General features: G+C 68.0%; 13 protein-coding genes. 7 read left to right on the plus strand and 6 right to left on the minus strand.

Going from position 1 to position 18,382, the window contains the following annotated elements; all coding sequences use genetic code 11:
- Positions 1-76: 76 nt before the first annotated feature.
- Together ACYVD0_RS20825 and ACYVD0_RS20830 are read right to left on the minus strand one after the other, a co-directional pair.
- Positions 77-913, minus strand: coding sequence for a CvfB family protein (locus ACYVD0_RS20825; protein ID WP_460428567.1), 837 nt, complete (start codon positions 911-913; stop codon positions 77-79).
- Positions 914-944: 31 nt separating this feature from the next.
- Positions 945-2,081 (minus strand): PQQ-dependent sugar dehydrogenase, encoded by a 1,137-nt coding sequence (locus ACYVD0_RS20830; RefSeq protein ID WP_460428568.1) that lies wholly within the window; start codon positions 2,079-2,081, stop codon positions 945-947.
- A gap of 133 nt (positions 2,082-2,214) precedes the next feature.
- On the opposite strand from ACYVD0_RS20830, the gene ACYVD0_RS20835 reads away from it, so the two are divergent.
- A complete protein-coding gene (locus tag ACYVD0_RS20835) occupies positions 2,215-2,925 on the plus strand; it encodes an rRNA pseudouridine synthase (protein WP_460428569.1) in 711 nt (236 codons plus the stop codon).
- Positions 2,926-3,071: 146 nt separating this feature from the next.
- Here ACYVD0_RS20835 and ACYVD0_RS20840 read toward each other — a convergent pair whose 3' ends face one another.
- Both ACYVD0_RS20840 and ACYVD0_RS20845 read right to left on the minus strand, forming a co-directional pair.
- Positions 3,072-7,400 (minus strand): DEAD/DEAH box helicase, encoded by a 4,329-nt coding sequence (locus tag ACYVD0_RS20840; protein ID WP_460428570.1) that lies wholly within the window; start codon positions 7,398-7,400, stop codon positions 3,072-3,074.
- Positions 7,401-7,484: 84 nt separating this feature from the next.
- A complete protein-coding gene (locus tag ACYVD0_RS20845) occupies positions 7,485-8,249 on the minus strand; it encodes a Rossmann-fold NAD(P)-binding domain-containing protein (protein WP_460428571.1) in 765 nt (254 codons plus the stop codon).
- A gap of 176 nt (positions 8,250-8,425) precedes the next feature.
- On the opposite strand from ACYVD0_RS20845, the gene ACYVD0_RS20850 reads away from it, so the two are divergent.
- Positions 8,426-9,178 (plus strand): Mut7-C RNAse domain-containing protein, encoded by a 753-nt coding sequence (locus ACYVD0_RS20850; protein ID WP_460428689.1) that lies wholly within the window; start codon positions 8,426-8,428, stop codon positions 9,176-9,178.
- 81 nt (positions 9,179-9,259) lie between these two features.
- Positions 9,260-10,282, plus strand: coding sequence for a patatin-like phospholipase family protein (locus ACYVD0_RS20855; protein WP_460428572.1), 1,023 nt, complete (start codon positions 9,260-9,262; stop codon positions 10,280-10,282).
- Here the strand turns inward: ACYVD0_RS20855 and ACYVD0_RS20860 are convergent.
- The gene (locus ACYVD0_RS20860) at positions 10,279-11,148 is read right to left on the minus strand and encodes a substrate-binding periplasmic protein (protein WP_460428573.1); all 870 of its coding nucleotides are present in this window, start codon (positions 11,146-11,148) and stop codon (positions 10,279-10,281) included. The two genes, ACYVD0_RS20855 and ACYVD0_RS20860, sit on opposite strands and share 4 nt — an antisense overlap.
- Before the next feature lie 807 nt (positions 11,149-11,955).
- On the minus strand, positions 11,956-12,108 hold the full coding sequence (locus tag ACYVD0_RS20865; protein ID WP_460428574.1) for a hypothetical protein: 153 nt from the start codon (positions 12,106-12,108) through the stop codon (positions 11,956-11,958).
- A gap of 302 nt (positions 12,109-12,410) precedes the next feature.
- Between ACYVD0_RS20865 and ACYVD0_RS20870 the strand changes: the two genes are divergently transcribed.
- The 4 genes from ACYVD0_RS20870 (at position 12,411) to rbbA (ending at position 18,382) form a co-directional block, all read left to right on the plus strand.
- The gene (locus ACYVD0_RS20870; protein WP_460428575.1) at positions 12,411-13,421 is read left to right on the plus strand and encodes a zinc-dependent alcohol dehydrogenase family protein; all 1,011 of its coding nucleotides are present in this window, start codon (positions 12,411-12,413) and stop codon (positions 13,419-13,421) included.
- Positions 13,422-13,462: 41 nt separating this feature from the next.
- A complete protein-coding gene (locus ACYVD0_RS20875) occupies positions 13,463-14,461 on the plus strand; it encodes a beta/alpha barrel domain-containing protein (protein WP_460428576.1) in 999 nt (332 codons plus the stop codon).
- A gap of 130 nt (positions 14,462-14,591) precedes the next feature.
- Positions 14,592-15,668, plus strand: a complete 1,077-nt coding sequence (locus ACYVD0_RS20880; RefSeq protein ID WP_460428577.1) for an HlyD family secretion protein — start codon at positions 14,592-14,594, stop codon at positions 15,666-15,668.
- On the plus strand, positions 15,665-18,382 hold the full coding sequence (gene rbbA, locus ACYVD0_RS20885; protein WP_460428578.1) for an ABC transporter ATP-binding protein/permease: 2,718 nt from the start codon (positions 15,665-15,667) through the stop codon (positions 18,380-18,382). Before ACYVD0_RS20880 ends, rbbA begins: the two co-directional genes overlap by 4 nt.

Raw genomic sequence — 18,382 nt, forward strand, 5'->3', positions numbered from 1 at the left:
TAGACAGGTGGCTGGAAATGCACCGGCAGATCCAGCCCAGCGGATGGCTGCGGGCAAGCGCAGCCCGCCCCTGCCTTCAGCGCCGCTCGATGCGCTCGTCGTGGATGGCGATCAGGCCCTGCTTGTAGAGGCCGCCGATGGCCTTCTTGAAGCTGCCCTTGCTGACGCCGAACAGCCGGGCGATCAGTTCCGGCGGGCTCTTGTCGCCGAGCGGCAGCACGCCGCCCTCCTCGTCTAGCCGCGCGAGGATGCGCTCGGCCAGCTCGTCGCGGGCGGCCTGGCCGATGGGTTGCAAGGTCAGGCTGATCTTGCCGTCGTCACGCACTTCCTTGATGTAGCCCTGCTCGCGCATGCCGCTACGGAGGAACTTGAATACCTCGTTCTTGTGGATCAGCCCCCAGTGCTGGCCGTCGATGATCGCTTTGAAGCCCAGCGGGGTGGGCTCGACCACCAGCAGGTCCACCGCCTGGCCGGGCTGATAGAGGGGCGGGGCCTGGTCCAGGTAGCGGTCGAGCCGCGCGGTGGCGACGATGCGCCGGGTGCGCGGGTCGAGATAGGCGTGGACCACGCAGTAGTCGCCGACCTGCAGCGGGCGCTTCTCTTCCGAGTGGGGCAGCAGCAGATCCTTGGGCAGGCCCCAGTCGAGGAACAGGCCGACGCGGTTGATCTGCACCACCTTGAGGCTGGCGAAGCCGCCGACCTGAACCCTGGGCCTGAGGGTAGTGGCGATGAGCCGGTCGTCGCTGTCCAAGTAGACGAAGACGTTCAGCCAGTCGCCGACCTCACTTGGCTGGTCCTTGGGCACGTAGCGTCTGGGCAGGAGGATCTCGTCGTCCGCACCGCCGTCGAGATATAGGCCGAAGTCGGTGTGCTTGACCACCTGCAGGGAATTGAACCGCCCAATGAGTGCCATCTTGAATACCTTGCTTGCCGGGGGCGGCATTCTACTCCCGGGGCGCCAGCCCGAGGCGCAACAACTTGCCGTTTGTCTCGTCGGTCAGCACATAGAGGTAGCCGTCCGGCCCCAGGCGAACCTCGCGGATGCGGCTGCCCAGGTCCTCCAGCAGGCGTTCCTCGTGGACGATGCGGTCGCCGTCCAGCTCCAGGCGGATCACGCAGCGGTCGGCCAGGGCGCCGATGAACAGGCTGTGCTGCCAGGCGGGGAAGCGTTCGGCATCGTAGAAGGCCATGCCAGTGATCGCCGGCGACTTTTCCCAGACGTAGTGAGGCGGCTCGGTGCCCTCGACGATTTTGCCGCGGGCCTCGGGGATCGGCAGGAAGGAATAGTTGACGCCATGAGTGGCCAGTGGCCAGCCGTAGTTCTTGCCGGGCTCGGGGAGGTTGATCTCATCGCCACCGCGCGGGCCATGCTCATGGGTCCAGAGCCGGCCGCTCCAGGGATTCAGCGCGGCGCCCTGCTGGTTGCGGTGACCGTAGGACCAGATCTCCGGCCGCACGCCGGGGCGGCCGACGAAGGGGTTGTCCTCAGGCACGCGGCCGTCCGGATACAGGCGCACCAGCTTGCCCTGCAGCTTGTCGAGATCCTGGGCGGTGGAGCGCCGGTTGTTCTCGCCGAGGGTGATGAACAGGTGGCCGTCGCGGTCGAACACCAGCCGCGAGCCGAAGTGCTGGCCAGTGGAGAGCTTCGGCTGCTGGCGGAAGATCACCCGGAAATCCTCGAGCCGCCGCCGGTCCTCGGACAGCCGGCCACGGCCTACAGCGGTTCCGGCCTTGCCGTCGTCCCCCACCTCGGCATAGGAGAGGTAGACCAGCCGGTCCTCGGCGAAATGCGGCGACAGCACCACGTCGAGCAGCCCGCCCTGCCCCTTGGCGTAGACCTTCGGCACCCCGCCCAGCGGCTCGGACAGCCGACTGTCGGCGAACAGCCGCAGGTGGCCTGGCTGTTCGGTGATCAGCAGTCCCTGGCCGCCCGGCAGAAAGGCCACAGCCCAGGGGTACTTCAGGCCGGCGACCAGTTGGTCGACCTGCAGCTGACCCTTTTCGCTGGGGTATTGTGCCGCCTGGATGACCGAGGTCAGCAGGGTGCCGCAGAACAGGACGAGCAGGCAGAGATGGCGCATGAACGGATTCTTTCATGAAAGAGGGTTGCTGGCGCTACGGCGGCCTTTCGCGATGGACGCCCGGCACAGGCTGGGCAGCTTCTGCGGCCACGCAAGCGAGTACAATGACCGCCCGACTCCGAGTGCTCCAATCATGACCGATTCCATCCGCCTGTCCAAACGCCTGGTCGAGTTGATCCATTGTTCGCGCCGGGAAGCCGAGCTGTATATCGAGGGCGGCTGGGTCAGCGTCGACGGTAAGATCGTCGAGGAGCCGCAGTTCAAGGTCGGCAGCGAGGAGATCGTCCTGCATCCGGAGGCCGTGGCCGCGCCGGTCGAACCGGTGACCCTGCTGCTGCACAAGCCGGCCGGCGAGAGCCTTGAGCAGGCGCTGCAGCGGCTTGGCCCGACGACCCGGGCGGAGAGCGACCACAGCCCGCAGCGCCCGCTCCTCCGTCACTTCAGGCGGATCACCGCTCTGCTGCCGCTGGAGCCCGCCGCCAGCGGCCTGCAGGTGTTCAGCCAGCAGCGCGGCGTGCTGCGCAAGCTGAGCGAAGAGGCCGGCACGCTGGAGCAGGAGTTCATCGTCGAAGTCGCCGGCAAGCTGATCGCCGGCGGTCTGGCCAGGCTTAACCATGATTTCGATTACCATGGCCGGCCGCTGCCGCCGTGCAAGGTCAGTTGGCAGAGCGAAAGGCATTTGCGCTTTGCCCTCAAGGCACCGCAGGACGGACAGATCGAGCACATGTGCCGGAGCGTCGGGCTCGAGCTGCTGGGCCTCAAGCGCATCCGCATCGGCCGCCTCGCCATGGCCAGGCTGCCGGTGGGGCACTGGCGCTACCTGGGTGGGCGCGAACGCTTCTGAGTTATCGCACCGCGGCCTCCGTGGCCCGCCCATATCCTGTTGCAAGACGGAAAACTCGCGCAGCGATTTTCCACCAGGCCACCGCGCCACTGGTGAGAAAGGCCTGCAATCGTATCCCACCCTATCAAAACAACCTGTTGTGCATCCTACGCCAGCCGCTGCACCAGTTTGTCCCGCGCCAGAATCGCGTCTTTCCCCTCTAACTCCTGCCAATACACCGGCTGGCCGGCAATCAGCGCGGCGACCGGTACGCCGTCGCGGTAGAGCAGGCGGTTGCCGGCCAACGCCGGCACCTTGTCCCCCGGCAGCAAGGTGCCGGCGAGGTTGAGTGGATCGACCGCCGAAACGCAGACCAGGTTGCCGTCCGCCGGGCGCCTTCGCACCTCGCGCAGCAGGGCGACCGCTTCGGGCAGGGCGAACTGTTCGCCGGCCAGGCCACTGACGAAGCGCCCGCCGCGGATCTCGCCGCGCGCCTCCAAGCGGTGGTAGATACGCAAGAGATCGCGCCAGGGCGGCAGCCAGGCAGCCTCGCGCTCGAGCAGACGCCAGAACACCACGCCGTAGCGACGCAGCAGCACCCGGGCGAGGTGCTCCAGCGCCTCGGGCGCAAGGCGGCTGTTCCCCTCCTCTGCCGGCAGGCGGCGCAGCAGGGCCCAGCGCCCAGCCTCCGACATGCCGCCGACCGGCGCGCCGCCACGCAGACGGTGACCGCCGCGCCCGCGCTGCCGGCCGGCCGGAGCCAGCAGGGCGCGCAGGCCGGCGAAGCTGTCGGCGTTCACCAGACCGACAGCGACCAGCTCGCCCAAGGCGTTTTCCAGCTCGCTGCGCAGCAGGTGCGCCTCCTGCATCAGCTCGTCGAAGAACAGCGCACCCTGCCCGGCCAGCACCTCGCGCACCCGCTGCGCGCGCGGGGACAGCTCGGGCTCCCGCACCTCGCTGGCCAGCGCGCTCCAAGTCGCCAATGCCCGGCGCGGCAGCAGCACGAGGGGCGTGCTGCGCAGCGGACCGCCGGCCGAACGCTGGCGGGCCGCCAGGCGCGTCCACACCACACGCCCGGAGCGGCACAGCTCGTCCAGCCAGGCCGGGCTGTAGTCGAAGCTGCGCAGGGTGAGGATCTCGCTTTCCCAGGCGCCGGCGGCGGCCTGGAAACCCTCCAGCTGCTCGAGCGTCCGCGCCAGCGCCTCGGGGCCGCGACCGCGGGCATCCGCCGCCACGCGCTGCCAGTCGAACAGAAAGCGCAGGAAGTCGGCGCGCAGCACCGGCTCGATCTCCCGACGCAGGCGGCCGAGCGTGTAGCGGTGGATGCGCGCCAAGAGGTGCCGCTCGCACCACTCCTCCTCCGGCGCGCCCGGGGTGAAGCGCCCGCGCAGCACGCTGCCCTCAGCTTCCAGGCGGACCAGCGCCGACGCTACGGCGGAGGCCGGCAGGCTCAGGACACCGGCGATCAGCTCCAGCGACTGGGGGCCGCAGCCGCCGAGCCGGGCGCGAACCACCTCGACCAGCGCCTCGTCCTCGCGCCACAGCCGCTCGAAACCGGCCGGAACGCTCAAGCGCGGCTCGATGGCCGCGTCCGGGAAGATCGCCCGCCAGCACGGCAGGCGCTCCACCGGCACCCACAATGCTTCCTCCGGCGCCACCTGCAGGCGCGTGGCCCGTCCGCCCCCGGCCAGCGCCGCCAGCCAGGCCGACCAGCCCTCGTTGTGCCGCGCCTCACGCTCGCTGACACCGGCCAGGCTCATCAGCGCCTCGTGCATCTCGTCGGCATCGCGCGGCTGCGGCCAAGCCTCCTCGCCGACCGCGGCGATGGCCGTCGAGTCCAGCGCGCCGAGGTCGGCGGCGGATTCCGGGTCACTCCAGCGCCGGGCGAGCACCGCCTGGGTGCGCCGCTCCTCCAGCGGGGCGTCGTCGAGAAAAGTATAGGGCTGCGCGTTGAGGATCTCCGCCGCCAGGGCCGAGGGCGCCGGCAGGTCGCGCTCGACCAAGCGCACCTCGCCGCGCTCCATGCGCCGCAGCAGGGCCAGCCAGCCCTCGGCATCCATCGCCTCGTGCAGGCAGTCGTCAAGGGTCTGCACCACCAGCGGGTGATCGGGAATCTCCCGTTCGCCGACGATGTTTTCCAGGCAGGCCAGCTGATCGGGAAACACCCTGGCCAGCAGATCCTCGCTCCTCATCCGCTGCAGCTGCGGCGCCACCTTGCGCCCGCCGCTCATGCGCGGCAGGGCCAGCGCGGTACTGGCGACCCAGCGCCAGCGCACGCCGAACAGCGGCGCATCGAGCAGCGCCTGGATCAGCACCCGCTCAGCGGAGTTCGAGTGCAGGAAGCGCCAGACGTCGGCCAGCGGGAAGCTGTGGCTGGTGGACAGCGAGAGGACGATGGCGTCCTCGCCGGCGGCAGCCTGCAGCTCGAAGTTGAAGCTGCGGCAGAAGCGCTTGCGCAGGGCCAGGCCCCAGGCGCGGTTGAGGCGGCTGCCGAACGGTGAATGGATGACCAGCTGGGCGCCGCCGGATTCGTCGAAGAAGCGCTCCATCGCCAGGCAGTTCCGGGTCGGCAGCACACCCAGGGCGGCGCGGGCGGTGGCCAGGTATTCGACGATCTGCCGGGCGGCGGGCTCGTCGAGGCCGAGCGTGCCGGTTAGCCAGGCGATGGCCGGGGCAAGGGGCGAGCCGTCGACCAGCGCCTCCGTCAGGCGCTGCTCCACCTCCCCGAGCAGACGCGCCACGCCGGCCGACAGCGCATCGCTGCGCCCCGGTGCCTCGCCGAGCCAGAAGGGGATGTTCGGCGGCTGGCCGCGGGCGTCCTCCACCCGCACGCGGCCCGGCTCGATGCGCAGGATGCGGTAGGCGGCGTTGCCCAGCTGGAACACGTCACCAGCCAGGCTTTCCACCGCGAAGTCTTCGTTGACCGTGCCAATGGCGAGCCCTTGGGGCTCCAGCAGCACGGCGTAGTCGGCGCTCTCCGGGATGGTGCCGCCCGAGGTCAGCGCGGTCAGCCCGGCGTTGCGCCGGCCGCGCAGGCTGCGGCTCACCGCGTCGCGGTGGATATAGGCGGCGCGGGCGCCGTGGCGGCTGGTGAAGCCCTCGGCGAGCATGCCCAGCACGGCGTCGAAGCGCTCGCGGCTCAGCCCGGCATAGGGCATGGCGCGGCGCACCAGGGCGAACAGCGCGTCCTCGGACCACTCGCGGCAGGCCACCTCGGCGACGATCTGCTGGGCCAGCACGTCCAGCGGCGCCTGCGGGATGAGCAGCGTGTCCAGCTCGCCACGGCGCACGCAGTCGAGCAGCGCCGCGCACTCGATGAGATCGTCGCGGGATGTGGAGAACAGACGGCCCTTCGAAACGCCGCCGACCTGGTGCCCGGCGCGGCCGACCCGCTGCAGGAAGGCGGCGATGGAGCGCGGCGAGGCGATCTGGCAAACCAGCTCCACCTCGCCGATGTCGATGCCCAGCTCCAGCGAGGCGGTGGCGACCAGCACCCGCAACTCGCCGCGCCTGAGGTGCTGCTCGGCGTCCAGGCGTTGCTCCCGGGCCAGGCTGCCGTGGTGGGCGGCCACCGCCGCATTGCCGAGGCGCTCGGAGAGGTGCCGGGCGACGCGCTCAACCATACGCCGTGTATTGACGAAGACCAGGGTGGTGCGATGGCCTTCGACCAGCTCGGCGAGGCGGTCGTAGACCGATTGCCAGACCTCATTGGCCATCACCGCGCCAAGCGGCACCGGCGGCACCTCCAGAGCCAGATCGCGGGGACGCTGGTGGCCGATGTCAACGATGGTGCAGGGGGAATCAATGCCCACCAGAAAGCGCGCCACCGCCTCGATCGGCTGCTGCGTCGCCGACAGCCCGACGCGCAGCAGCGGCCGTTCGCACAGTGCCTGCAGGCGTTCGATGGACAGCGCCAGATGGCTGCCGCGCTTGCTGTCGGCGACCGCGTGGATTTCGTCGACGATCAGGCTGCGGGTGCTGGCCAGCATCGCCCGCCCGGAGGCGGAGCCGAGCAGCACGTAGAGGGATTCCGGGGTGGTCACCAGAATGTGCGGCGCGCGCTTGCGCATGGCCTGGCGCTCGCGCTGCTGGGTGTCGCCGGTGCGCACCGCGCTGCGGATTTCCAGTTTCGGATGACCGAGGCGCGCCAGTTCCGCGGCGATGCCGGCCAAAGGGATTTCCAGGTTGAGGCGGATGTCGTTGGACAGCGCCTTGAGCGGCGAGACGTAGACCACCCGCGTCTCGTCCGGCAGGCTGCCGCCGGCGGCCAGGCCCTCGCGGACCAGTTCGTCGAGGGCGGCGAGGAAGGCGGTCAGGGTCTTGCCCGAACCGGTGGGCGCGGCCACCAGGGTCGAGCGACCGGCGCGAATCGACGGCCAGGCCGCGGCCTGGGCCGGGGTCGGCGCGGGAAACTGGCGCAGGAACCAGCCGGCCAGCGCCGGATGGAAACCGGCCAGCACCGCGCCGCGGCTGTCCGGCTGGAGAGGGATCGTCATACCTTCACTATGGGAGCCCGACCGCTCCCACTCAAGGACAACCGCCGGGAACGCGCCGTGGCCAGGGCCGTGCGGCGTGGTTCCTCACTCCGGGTCGCGGTCGATGGCGAAGGGCGACCAGGCCTGGCGCACCGGCATGATTTCCAGGCGGTTGATGTTGACGTGCGCCGGCAGGCTGGCGACATAGAAGATCTGCTCGGCGATGTCCTCGGCGCTCAGCGGCGTAGTGCCGCGATAGAGCCGGTCGGAGGCCGCCTGATCGCCCTTGGTGCGCACCAGGGTGAACTCGGTTTCCGCCAGCCCCGGGGCTATGTCGGTGACCCGCACACCGGTGCCGAGCAGGTCGCAGCGCAGGTTGTAGGAGAACTGCTGAACGAAAGCCTTGGTCGCGCCGTAGACGTGACCGCCCGGATAGGGCCAGTGGCCGGCGACCGAGCCGATGTTGATGATGCTGGCGCCCTTGCCGGTGGCGATCAGGGTCGGCAGCAGCGCATGAGTGATGTTCACCAGGCCAGTGATGTTGGTGTCGATCATGGTGTGCCAATCCTCCAGCGCCACCTTCTGCGCCGCCTCCGGCGCCAGGGCGAGGCCGGCGTTGTTGAGCAGCACCTTGACCTGGCGGAAGCCCTCGGGCAGCGCCGCGACCGCCTGCCGGACGGCCTGGGCGTCGCGCACGTCGAGGGCGGCAATGTGCACGGGAACCCTGTCCTTCAGCTCCTCCTGCAGAGCCTGCAGGCGCTCGAGGCGCCGGCCCGTCAGCACCAGCGACCAGCCGGCCTGGGCTAAACGGCGGGCGGCGGCGCGGCCGAAGCCGGAGGTCGCCCCTGTGATGAAGACAATATCGCTCATTCCTGAACCTCTTCGTTCTCGTGAAAAAACCGGCTCGTCTCCCCTGCGGACTGGATCTTCCGGTATCGGCAAGGCCCTTGGGCGGAGCCGCTCGCCCCGCGATCTTACCTGCTTGCCGGCGGATCTGCGGCGTGCAACATGCGCCCGGCGCAGGCCCGGCTGCCATACTGTCCAGCATGGTCAGCGCCACTTTCCGCTTCTACGAGGAGCTCAACGACTTCCTCCCGCTCGAGCGACGGCGGCAGGCGTTCACCTGTGCCTGCGCGCGGGCGGCAACGGTCAAGCATATGATCGAAGCGCTCGGCGTGCCGCACACCGAGGTGGAGCTGGTGCTGGTCAACGGCGAATCGGCGGACCTCACACGGCCGCTGCGCGACGGCGACCGGGTGGCGATCTACCCCCGCTTCGAGACGCTGGACATCACCCCGCTGCTCCGGGTACACGCCCATCCCCTGCGGACGCTGCGCTTCATCGCCGACGCCCACCTCGGTGGGCTGGCCCGCCTGCTGCGCATGTGCGGCTTCGACACCCTCTACGACAACCATTACGAGGACAGCCAGATCGCCGCCATCGCCGCAGAGCAGGAGCGCATCGTACTGACCCGCGACCGCGAGCTGCTCAAGCGGCGCATCGTCGACCGCGGCTGCTATCTGCATGCCCTGAAGCCAGTGCTGCAGCTGCGCGAGCTGTTCGAGCGCCTTGACCTGGCACGCAGCGCCCGGCCGTTCAGCCTGTGCATCCACTGCAACCTGCCGCTGCACGAGATCGCCCCCGAACAGGCCAGGCCGCGCCTGCCGCCGCGGCTTGCAGCCCTCTATTCGCGCTTTCTCGGCTGCGACGCCTGTCAGCGGCTGTATTGGGAAGGCTCCCATTGGCGCAGCATGCGCGCGCTGCTGGCACCACTGCTGGACACCCCGCCACCGGAGTGAAGTGTGCTAGTTTGTCGCCGGGTGAAAGAAACGGATTTTGCATGTCTGAATCGGACATTTTCCAAGTGCAGGGAGCTGCCCATGTTCTTTCGTTCGCACAACAAGCGCTCTGCCGTGAGCCTTGCCCTTCAGGGCGGCGGTGCTCACGGCGCCTTCACCTGGGGCGTCCTGGACGCGCTGCTGGAGGACGGCCGGCTCGACTTCGCGGGCGTCAGCGGCACCAGCGCCGGGGCGATGAACGCGACCGTGCTGGCCCACGGCCTGCTGCAGGGCGGACGCGACGGCGCGCGGGAGGCGCTGGCCAACTTCTGGCAGGCGGTGGCCAGCAGCGCGCCCATGCTCAACGCCGGCGCCAACATCCGCAGCGGCCATCCGACGACCAGCCTCAGGATGATGCTCTATTGGACCCAACTACTCTCACCGCACCAGCTCAATCCGCTGAACGTCAATCCGTTGCGGGACATCCTCGTCTCGCTGGTCGATTTCGAGCACCTGCGCGCGGAAAGCCCGCTCGAGCTGTTCATCGCCGCGACCAATGCCAACACCGGCCGCCTGCGACTGTTCCGCAGCCATGAACTGAGCGCGGCCTGCGTGCTGGCCTCGGCCTGCCTGCCGGCCTTCCACCATACCGTGGAGATCGACGGCGAACCGTACTGGGACGGCGCCTTCTCAGCTAATCCGGCGGTGTTTCCGTTGGTCTACGAATGCGATGCGAGCGACATCCTGCTCGTCCTGCTCAGCCCCATGGCCCACAGCAAGACACCGCACAGCGTCGAAGAGATCCGCCGCCGCTCGCAGGAGCTGGCGTTCAAATCCACCTTCCTGCGCGAGATGCACAGCTTCGCCCACGCCCACGAACATGCCACCCGCACGCTGCTGCCCCTGGGCCGGCTGGAGCGACGACTGAAGCAGACCCACCTGCACATGATCGCCGACGATGCGCTGATGGGCCGGCTTGCCGCGGAATCGAAAATGACCACCAGCCAGCCCTTTCTGGAAATGCTCCGCGACCAGGGCCGATCACAGACCATAGCGTGGCTGGCGAGCCACTACCGGGCAGTAGGTCGGCATTCCTCGGTGGACGTCGCTACCGTGTTCCTCTAGCCGTCGTGGAGGAGGCACTCGCACGGCTCCTCCGGCGCAGCGGGCGCGGCGGGCGCGGCGGCGCCCGCCTTTCGGGCAGCCCGTTCCCGAAGGGAGGGGGCCAGCTCCAACTGGTAGCGCTGGAAAATGGCGGCGATCGTACCCTCGGCGATCAACTCGTCGAGGCCCTGCTCGAAGGCCCGGAGTTTTTCGGACGAAACCCGCTCGCGGGAGAAGGCGATGGCGTAGCCTACCTCCTTGAACAGGCCGACCTCGCGGACGTTGTGCAGCTTGTGCTGCTCGATCAAGCGTCGGGCGATGTTGGGGTTCATGACCACCATGCCATCGCCGAAACGCCCTGCATCGAGCTTGCGCATCAGGCGCAGGTTGTCGGCTTCCAGATGAACATGCGCTGAGGCGACGCCCTGCAGGTGCTGGCTTACCAAATTAGACGTGTTAGAAGGACCCAGCGTGTGAAAGTCGCTACGGCCGCCGCCCTCAGACTGCCAGCCCTTCGCGGGATTGGAGCGATGGGCGTACAGATCGAGGCTGGAGTCGATCAGCACCGGAGTGAAGAGGAAATCCACCGCCCTTTCATGGGTGGGAATGACGGCGAAGACGGCATCGGTCAGCCCCTGCTCGAGCATCGCCTGGGAGCGGCGCCAGGGCACCAGGTCGATCGGACAGTCGAAGTGGATATGGGCACAGACCGCCTGCACCGTCTCAACGAAGGGGCCGCGGGGAACTGGAGCTTTCGCCCTACCGGAAGATTCCTTGGCAGAAAAGTCGAAAGACAGGAACTCACCGGTGACGAAGCGCAGTTCTATAGCTTTGGCCGGCCCGGATAGCCATAGCGTCCAGATCATCAGGAATACACGTATCGACATCGACTGACTGTCCAACTATCCGCCGCTGGCAGCGTGTCCACTTTTTGCATGCAAAAAAAGAGGCGAGGATAACCTCGCCTACTCTTTTTCCTTTTTCCTTTTTTCCTGATTCATCGTCCTGATGATTCGTCATCCAGCGAAGTCGCTGGCCGTCATCCTTTCCGGCCTGTATCACTCCGTCGACACTGAGGAAGATATTAGCGCACAGTCCGAATCGGACAAGACGGCGAGGTTCCGCCTTTGCGTCATGGCTGCGCCAGGGAAAACATGAAAACCACTAAATTTTCAATGGATTGTATAAGAAGCGGCAGTCTGGCTGCCACTCCAGCGGGCGCCTGACCTACAAGCCTTGTAGGCAATGGCTTATACGCTGCGGCGCAATCGAAGCAATTTCCGCCCGTGAGTGACCGGGGGAAGGCGAGCGATGGAGCAGTCCCACACACGAACGAACGCCCCGACCGGTAGTAGAAAACGCAGAGGCGCCAGCGGATGGATGGGATCGCTTTCAGCCCGCTATTCGGCGAAGCTCGGGCTTTACCTCCGCCTCGGCTGCATGCGGTCGCGTCAGCCGCTCCACATAGAGACCGAGCGCGAACAGGACACAGCCTGCAAGCACTAGAAGAAACACGCTGTTGACTGACATATGACGCCCTCCGTGGCGGCCTGATGGAGCGGCTCTACCGACCGGGTCTGGCGAGCAGCCGGAGGCTGCGGGCCAGCCGGCCGGAGCCGAGCGTATATATAGCGTCCCGCAACGAACTCAAGCCATTCGTCCATGGTCGAAGAACGCGTGGCCGAAGCGGGACATCAGAAGAGCAATCCCAGAAAAGCGGTGCCGTACACCAGGATCATCCCCACTTCGAGACAGCGAGTGAAAATGACATCGCAACGGCTGCGCTCACCCGCTTCCTCCTTTCGCTTTTCTTCAAAACAAGAATCGCGCTCGTTTATTGGCTCCATGCCCAAGGTCCTCTTTTGCTTCCAGCCAGAGGCCTGCCGAGCTGCAAAGGCCTCTCCAGCCCCTCTTGCGAAGTGCTGGACAAAAGAGGAACGACCATCGGCCTGCCCTACCCCAAATAAGTAAGGTGAGGCATTGCGCAACGGTCAAGGTCCGCACGCAAAAACAGTCCACCGCCCAGGCTCCACACTTGCCTACCGAACCTCTGAGGCCTGGGCTACCCTCCAGCATTCACACTGCTCGGCGGCAATACTGACCCGTGGAGAAGGGTGCACCATCCCACATTCAGCCAGCGAGGAAAGACATGAGCATCGAGACCATCCGTGTACAGCCCGGCGGCGGCTTCGAGCATGTCGTCCTGGAAAGCTGCGCACCGGTCGAGCCGAAGACCGGCGAGATCGTCGTGCGCATCCGTGCCAGCTCGCTCAACTACCACGACTACCTGGTGGTCAGCGGCGCCTGGGGCCCGAGCGAGCCGCGCATTCCCCTGTCGGATGGCGCGGGCGAAGTCCTTGCAGTGGGCAGCGGCGTCAGCGAATTCAAGCTTGGCGATCGGGTGGTCAGTACCTTCTTCCCCTCCTGGCTGGACGGCGAACCCGAGGTCGAGGGCTTTGCCACGGTGCCGGGCGACGGCATCGACGGCTTCGCCCGCGAGCAGGTGACCATGCCGGCGAGCGCCTTCACCCATGCGCCGCGGGGCTGGAGCCACGCCGAGGCGGCGACCCTGACCACCGCCGGCCTGACCGCCTGGCGCGCCCTGATGGCCGACGGCGCCCTGAAGCCTGGCGAAACCGTGCTGGTGCAGGGCAGCGGCGGGGTTTCGGTGTTCGCCCTGCAGTTCGCCAAGCTGGCCGGGGCGACGGTCATCGCCACCTCCTCCAGCGACGACAAGCTCGCCCGCCTGGAAGCCCTGGGCGCGGACCATCTGATCAACTACCGCAAGGATCAACACTGGGGAGAGACGGTGCGCCGCCTGACCGACGGACGTGGCGTCGACCACGTCATCGAGGTGGGCGGACCGGCTACGCTGGAACAATCGATGACGGCCGCGCGCATCGGTGGGCACATCGCGGTGATCGGCATCCTTTCCGGGCTATCGGCCCACCTGCCGCTGGCCATGGCGCTGACCCGGCAACTGCGCCTGCAGGGGCTGATCGTCGGCAGCCGCCGTCAGCAGAAGGACATGGTCCGGGCCATCGAAGCGACGGGCATGCGGCCGGTCATCGATCGCCACTTTCCCCTGTCGGAAATGGTCGACGCCTTCCGGCACGAGGAAAGCGGGCGGCATTTCGGGAAGATCTGCCTGGATATCTGAGGGCCTGAACAGGTTGCCATGTTGAACCCGGGAGTCGAGCCTTGAACCTGACCACCACCTATCTGGGCCTGTCCCTACGCAATCCGCTGATTGCCTCGGCCTCGCCGCAAAACGCCGAACTCGATCACTTGCGCCGGCTGGACGACGCCGGGATCGGCGCGGTCGTGCTGCCCTCGGTGTTCCAGGAACAGCTGGAGGCCGGCGCCAGCGACTACGACAGCATCAGCGCCGCCTGCGCCGACGGGCCGGAGTTCCTCGCGCCGGTCGACGGCGGCCCCTACGGGCTGATCCCGGAGTGCCATCTGGCGCTGATCATGCGCGCCAAGGCCGAGCTGTCGGTGCCGATCATCGCCAGCCTCAACGGCGCCTCGGCCACTAACTGGACCCGCTACGCCGCCCTGCTGGAGGAAGCCGGCGCCGACGCTCTGGAGCTCAACCTGTATTTCGTGCCGGTCGATCCGCTGGAGTCCGGCGCGGCGGTCGAGCAGCGCTACCTCGACGTGCTGAGCAACGTGCGCCAGACGGTGAAGATTCCGATAGCGGTGAAGATGCCGCCCTACTTCAGCTCCATCGGCAACATGGCCAGCCGCCTGACGGAGGCCAGCGCCGACGGCCTGGTGATCTTCAACCGCTACCTGCAGCCGGACATCGACCTGCAGCGCATGGAGCTGTCCAGCGAACTGGAGCTGAGCAGTGCTCGGGAAATCCGTCTGCCGCTGCAGTGGATCGCCCTGCTGGCCGGACGGATCAAGGGCTCGCTGGCCGCCTCCGGCGGCGTGGAGAACGTCGAGCAGGTGGTGAAGTACCTGCTGGCCGGCGCCGACACTGTGATGACCACCGCCGCCATCCTGCGTCACGGCCCCGATTACGTGCGCACCCTGCTCGCGGAACTCGAGGCCTGGCTGGGCAGGAGGCAGCTCGAGTCGCTGGAACAGGTCCGCGGCAGCATGAGCTGGCTGCGCCTGAAAAAGCGCGACAACTACGTGCGGGCCAACTATCTGCAACTGATCGAAAATTTCAGCGCCTCCAGCCGCAACTGAGCGGCCGCAGACTCCGCGCATCGCCCCCCGTGCGGCACTCCGGTCAATCGGAGGCCGCCGGCTGCCGATATACTGGCGCGCAGGGAGAGCAGGCACGCCGCCGCCCCGGTGCGCCGCCAAGGAAGCGAGGATGAAGCAGGAGCGAAGGAAATTGCTGGTCAGGGGCCTGATGGCCTTCGTGGTTCTGGCGGGCCTGGCTCTCCTGGCCTGGACCGAACTGCGCCCGGACGGCCTCGGCGAGGGTTTCGCCAGCGGCAACGGACGCATCGAGGCCACCGAAATCGACGTGGCCACCAAGCTGGCCGGGCGCGTCGCGGAAATCGCCGTGGACGAGGGCGATTTCGTCCAGCCCGGGCAGATCCTCGCGCGCATGGACACCCAAGTGCTCGAAGCCCAGCTGAACCAGGCCCGGGCGCAGGTGCGCCAGGCCGAGAGCGCCATCCTCACCGCCCGCGCCCGGGTCAACCAGCGCGAGAGCGAAGAGGCCACCGCCGAGGCGGTGGTCCAGCAGCGCCAGGCTGAGCTGAGCGCCGCCGAGAAGCGCTTCGCCCGCACCGACGCGCTGGTCAGGCGCAACGCGGTGGCCCGCCAGCAACTCGACGACGACTGGGCCAACATGCAGAGCGCCCGCGCCGCGCTGACCGCGGCGCGCGCACAAGTGCATTCGGCGCAGGCGGCGATCGCCGCGGCCCGCTCCGAGGTGGTCGAGGCAGAATCCGCCCTGGAGGCCGCCCGGGCCAGCGTGGCCAGCCTGCAGGCGGATATCGACGACAGCCAGTTGAAGACCGACCGCCTGGCGCGGGTGCAATATCGGGTGGCCGAACCGGGCGAGGTGCTCGCCGCCGGCGGCAAGGTGCTCAACCTGGTCGATCTGACCGACGTCTACATGACCTTCTTCCTGCCCACCCGCGATGCCGGCCGGGTAGCCCTGGGCAGCGATGCCCACCTGGTGGTGGACGCTGCGCCGGGCTACGTGATCCCGGCCCGGATCAGCTACGTCGCCAGCGTCGCCCAGTTCACCCCGAAGACCGTGGAGACCGAGAGCGAGCGGGAGAAGCTGATGTTCCGCATCAAGGCGCGGATCGACCCGCAGCTTTTGGAAAAACACCTGGAGCAGGTCAAGACCGGCCTGCCCGGCCGGGCCTACGTGAAGCTCGACTCAGCGGCCGAATGGCCCACCCACCTGCAGGTCAACGTGAGCCCATGAACAGCGTCGCACGGCTAGCGAAGGTCGGCCTGCGCTATGGCCAGACCCGCGCGCTGGACGAGCTCGACCTGACGCTCCCGGCCGGCTGCATGGCCGGACTGATCGGCCCGGACGGGGTCGGCAAGTCCAGCCTGCTGGCGCTGGTCGCCGGCGCCCGGCAGATCCAGGAAGGCAGCGTGCAGGTGCTGGGCGGCGACATGGCCGACCCCGTCCACCGCCGCGCGGTCTGCCCGCGCATCGCCTACATGCCCCAGGGCCTGGGCAAGAACCTCTACCCCACCCTGACCGTCTTCGAAAACCTCGAATTCTTCGGCCGCCTGTTCGGCCAGGCTGCCGCAGAGCGCCGCCGGCGCATCGCCGATCTGCTAGCCAGCACCGGCCTGGCCCCCTTCGCCGAACGTCCGGCGGGCAAGCTCTCCGGCGGTATGAAGCAGAAGCTCGGGCTGTGCTGCGCGCTGCTCCACGACCCCGACCTCTTGATCCTCGACGAGCCGACCACCGGCGTCGATCCGCTGTCGCGCACCCAGTTCTGGGAGCTGATCGAGCGTATCCGCCAGCACCGCCCGGGGATGAGCGTGCTGGTCGCCACCGCCTACATGGACGAGGCGCAGCGCTTCGACTGGCTGGCGGCGATGGACGGCGGACGGGTGCTGGCCAGCGGTTCGCCGGCCGAACTGCTCGCACGCACCACCGGCACCAGCCTGGAAGAAGCCTTCATCGCCCTGCTGCCGGAAGAGCGGCGCCGCGGCCACCGTGCGCTGGTCATTCCGCCGCGCACGCGCAGCGATGGCGTTGCCATCGAAGCCCACGGCCTGACCATGCGCTTCGGCGACTTCGTCGCGGTCGATCACGTGAACTTCCGCATCGGGCGCGGAGAGATCTTCGGTTTTCTCGGCTCCAACGGCTGCGGCAAGACCACCACCATGAAGATGCTCACCGGCCTCTTGCCGGCCAGCGAGGGCCAGGCGCTGCTGTTCGGCCAACCGGTGGATGCGGGCGACCTGCGGGTGCGCCAGCGGGTCGGCTACATGTCCCAGGCCTTCTCCCTCTACGGCGAGCTGACCGTGCGACAGAACCTCGACCTGCACGCCCGGCTGTTCCACGTCCCGGCCGCCGAGCGGGAAGCACGCATCGCCGCGATGGTCGAGCGCTTCGGCCTCGGCGGGGAACTCGACAACCTGCCGGGCGATCTGCCGATGGGCATCCGCCAGCGCCTGTCGCTGGCCGTGGCGGTGATCCACCGGCCCGAACTGCTGATCCTCGACGAACCCACCTCGGGGGTCGACCCCATCGCCCGTGACGGCATCTGGGAGCTCTTGATCCAACTGTCCCGCGAGGAAGGGGTGACCATCTTCATCTCCACCCACTTCATGAACGAGGCGCTGCGCTGCGACCGCATCTCGTTGATGCACGCCGGCAAGGTACTGGACAGCGACACCCCGCAGGCGCTGATGGACAAGCGCGGCCTGCCGACGCTGGAGGAAACCTTCATCGCCTACCTCGAGGACGCCGCCGATCAGATCACGCCTGTCGCGACGCCGGCCCCCGCGACGACGCCGGTGGAAAGCGCCGGCAATATCGGCAACGCCCGCTTCAGCCTGCACCGCCTGCTCAGCTACAGCCGCCGCGAGGCCATGGAGCTGCGCCGCGACCCGCTCCGCGCCACTCTCGCCCTGCTCGGCACGGCGATGCTGATGTTCATCATGGGCTACGGGATCAACATGGACGTGGAGCGCCTGACCTTCGCCGTACTCGACCACGACCAGACCACCACCAGCCAGAGCTACAGCCTGGACGTGTCCGGCTCGCGCTACTTCATCGAGAAGGCGCCACTGACCGGCTACGAGGATCTCGAGACGCGCATGCGCAGCGGCGAGATCGGCCTGGCGATCGAGATCCCGCCGAACTTCGCCCGCGACCTCAAGCGCGGCGCCCGGCCGCAGGTGGCCTTCTGGATCGACGGCGCGATGCCGACCCGCGCCGACACCATCCAGGGCTATGTGCAAGGCATCCATGCGAATTTCCTGCAGCGCCTCGCCCGGGAGTCGCCCCAGCCCGCCGTCGGCGCCCAGGCGGAGGTCGCCGTGCGCTACCGCTACAACCCCGACGTGCAGAGCCTGCCGGCCATGGTGCCGGCAATGATCCCGATCCTGCTGATGATGATCCCGGCGATGCTCACCGCCCTCGGCGTGGTGCGCGAGAAAGAGCTGGGCTCGATCGTCAACTTCTACGTCACCCCGGTGACCCGCCTGGAGTTCCTGATCGGCAAGCAGTTGCCCTACATCGGCCTGGGCATGGTCAACTTCGCCATGCTGGTGGCGCTCGCCACCCTCTTCTTCGGCGTGCCGCTCAAAGGCAGCCTGCCGGCCCTGAGCATCGGCGCGCTGCTCTACGTGACCTGCTCGACCGGCCTGGGCCTGCTGATGTCCTCGGTACTGAAGAGCCAGATCGCCGCCATCTTCGGCACCGCCATCGCCACCCTGCTGCCGGCCATCCAGTTCTCCGGGCTGTTCCAGCCGGTGTCGGCCATGGAGGGGCCGGGCGCGCTGATCGGCCAGCTCTACCCGACCACCCATTTCCTCACCATCAGCCGCGGCGTGTTCAACAAGGCCCTGGGCCTGGCGGAACTCTGGCCCTACTTCGTTCCCCTGCTGCTGACCGTTCCGGTGCTGACTCTGATCAGCGTCGCGGGACTGCGCCAACAGGAGCGCTGA

It is taken from the genome of Azotobacter armeniacus, assembly GCF_054779355.1.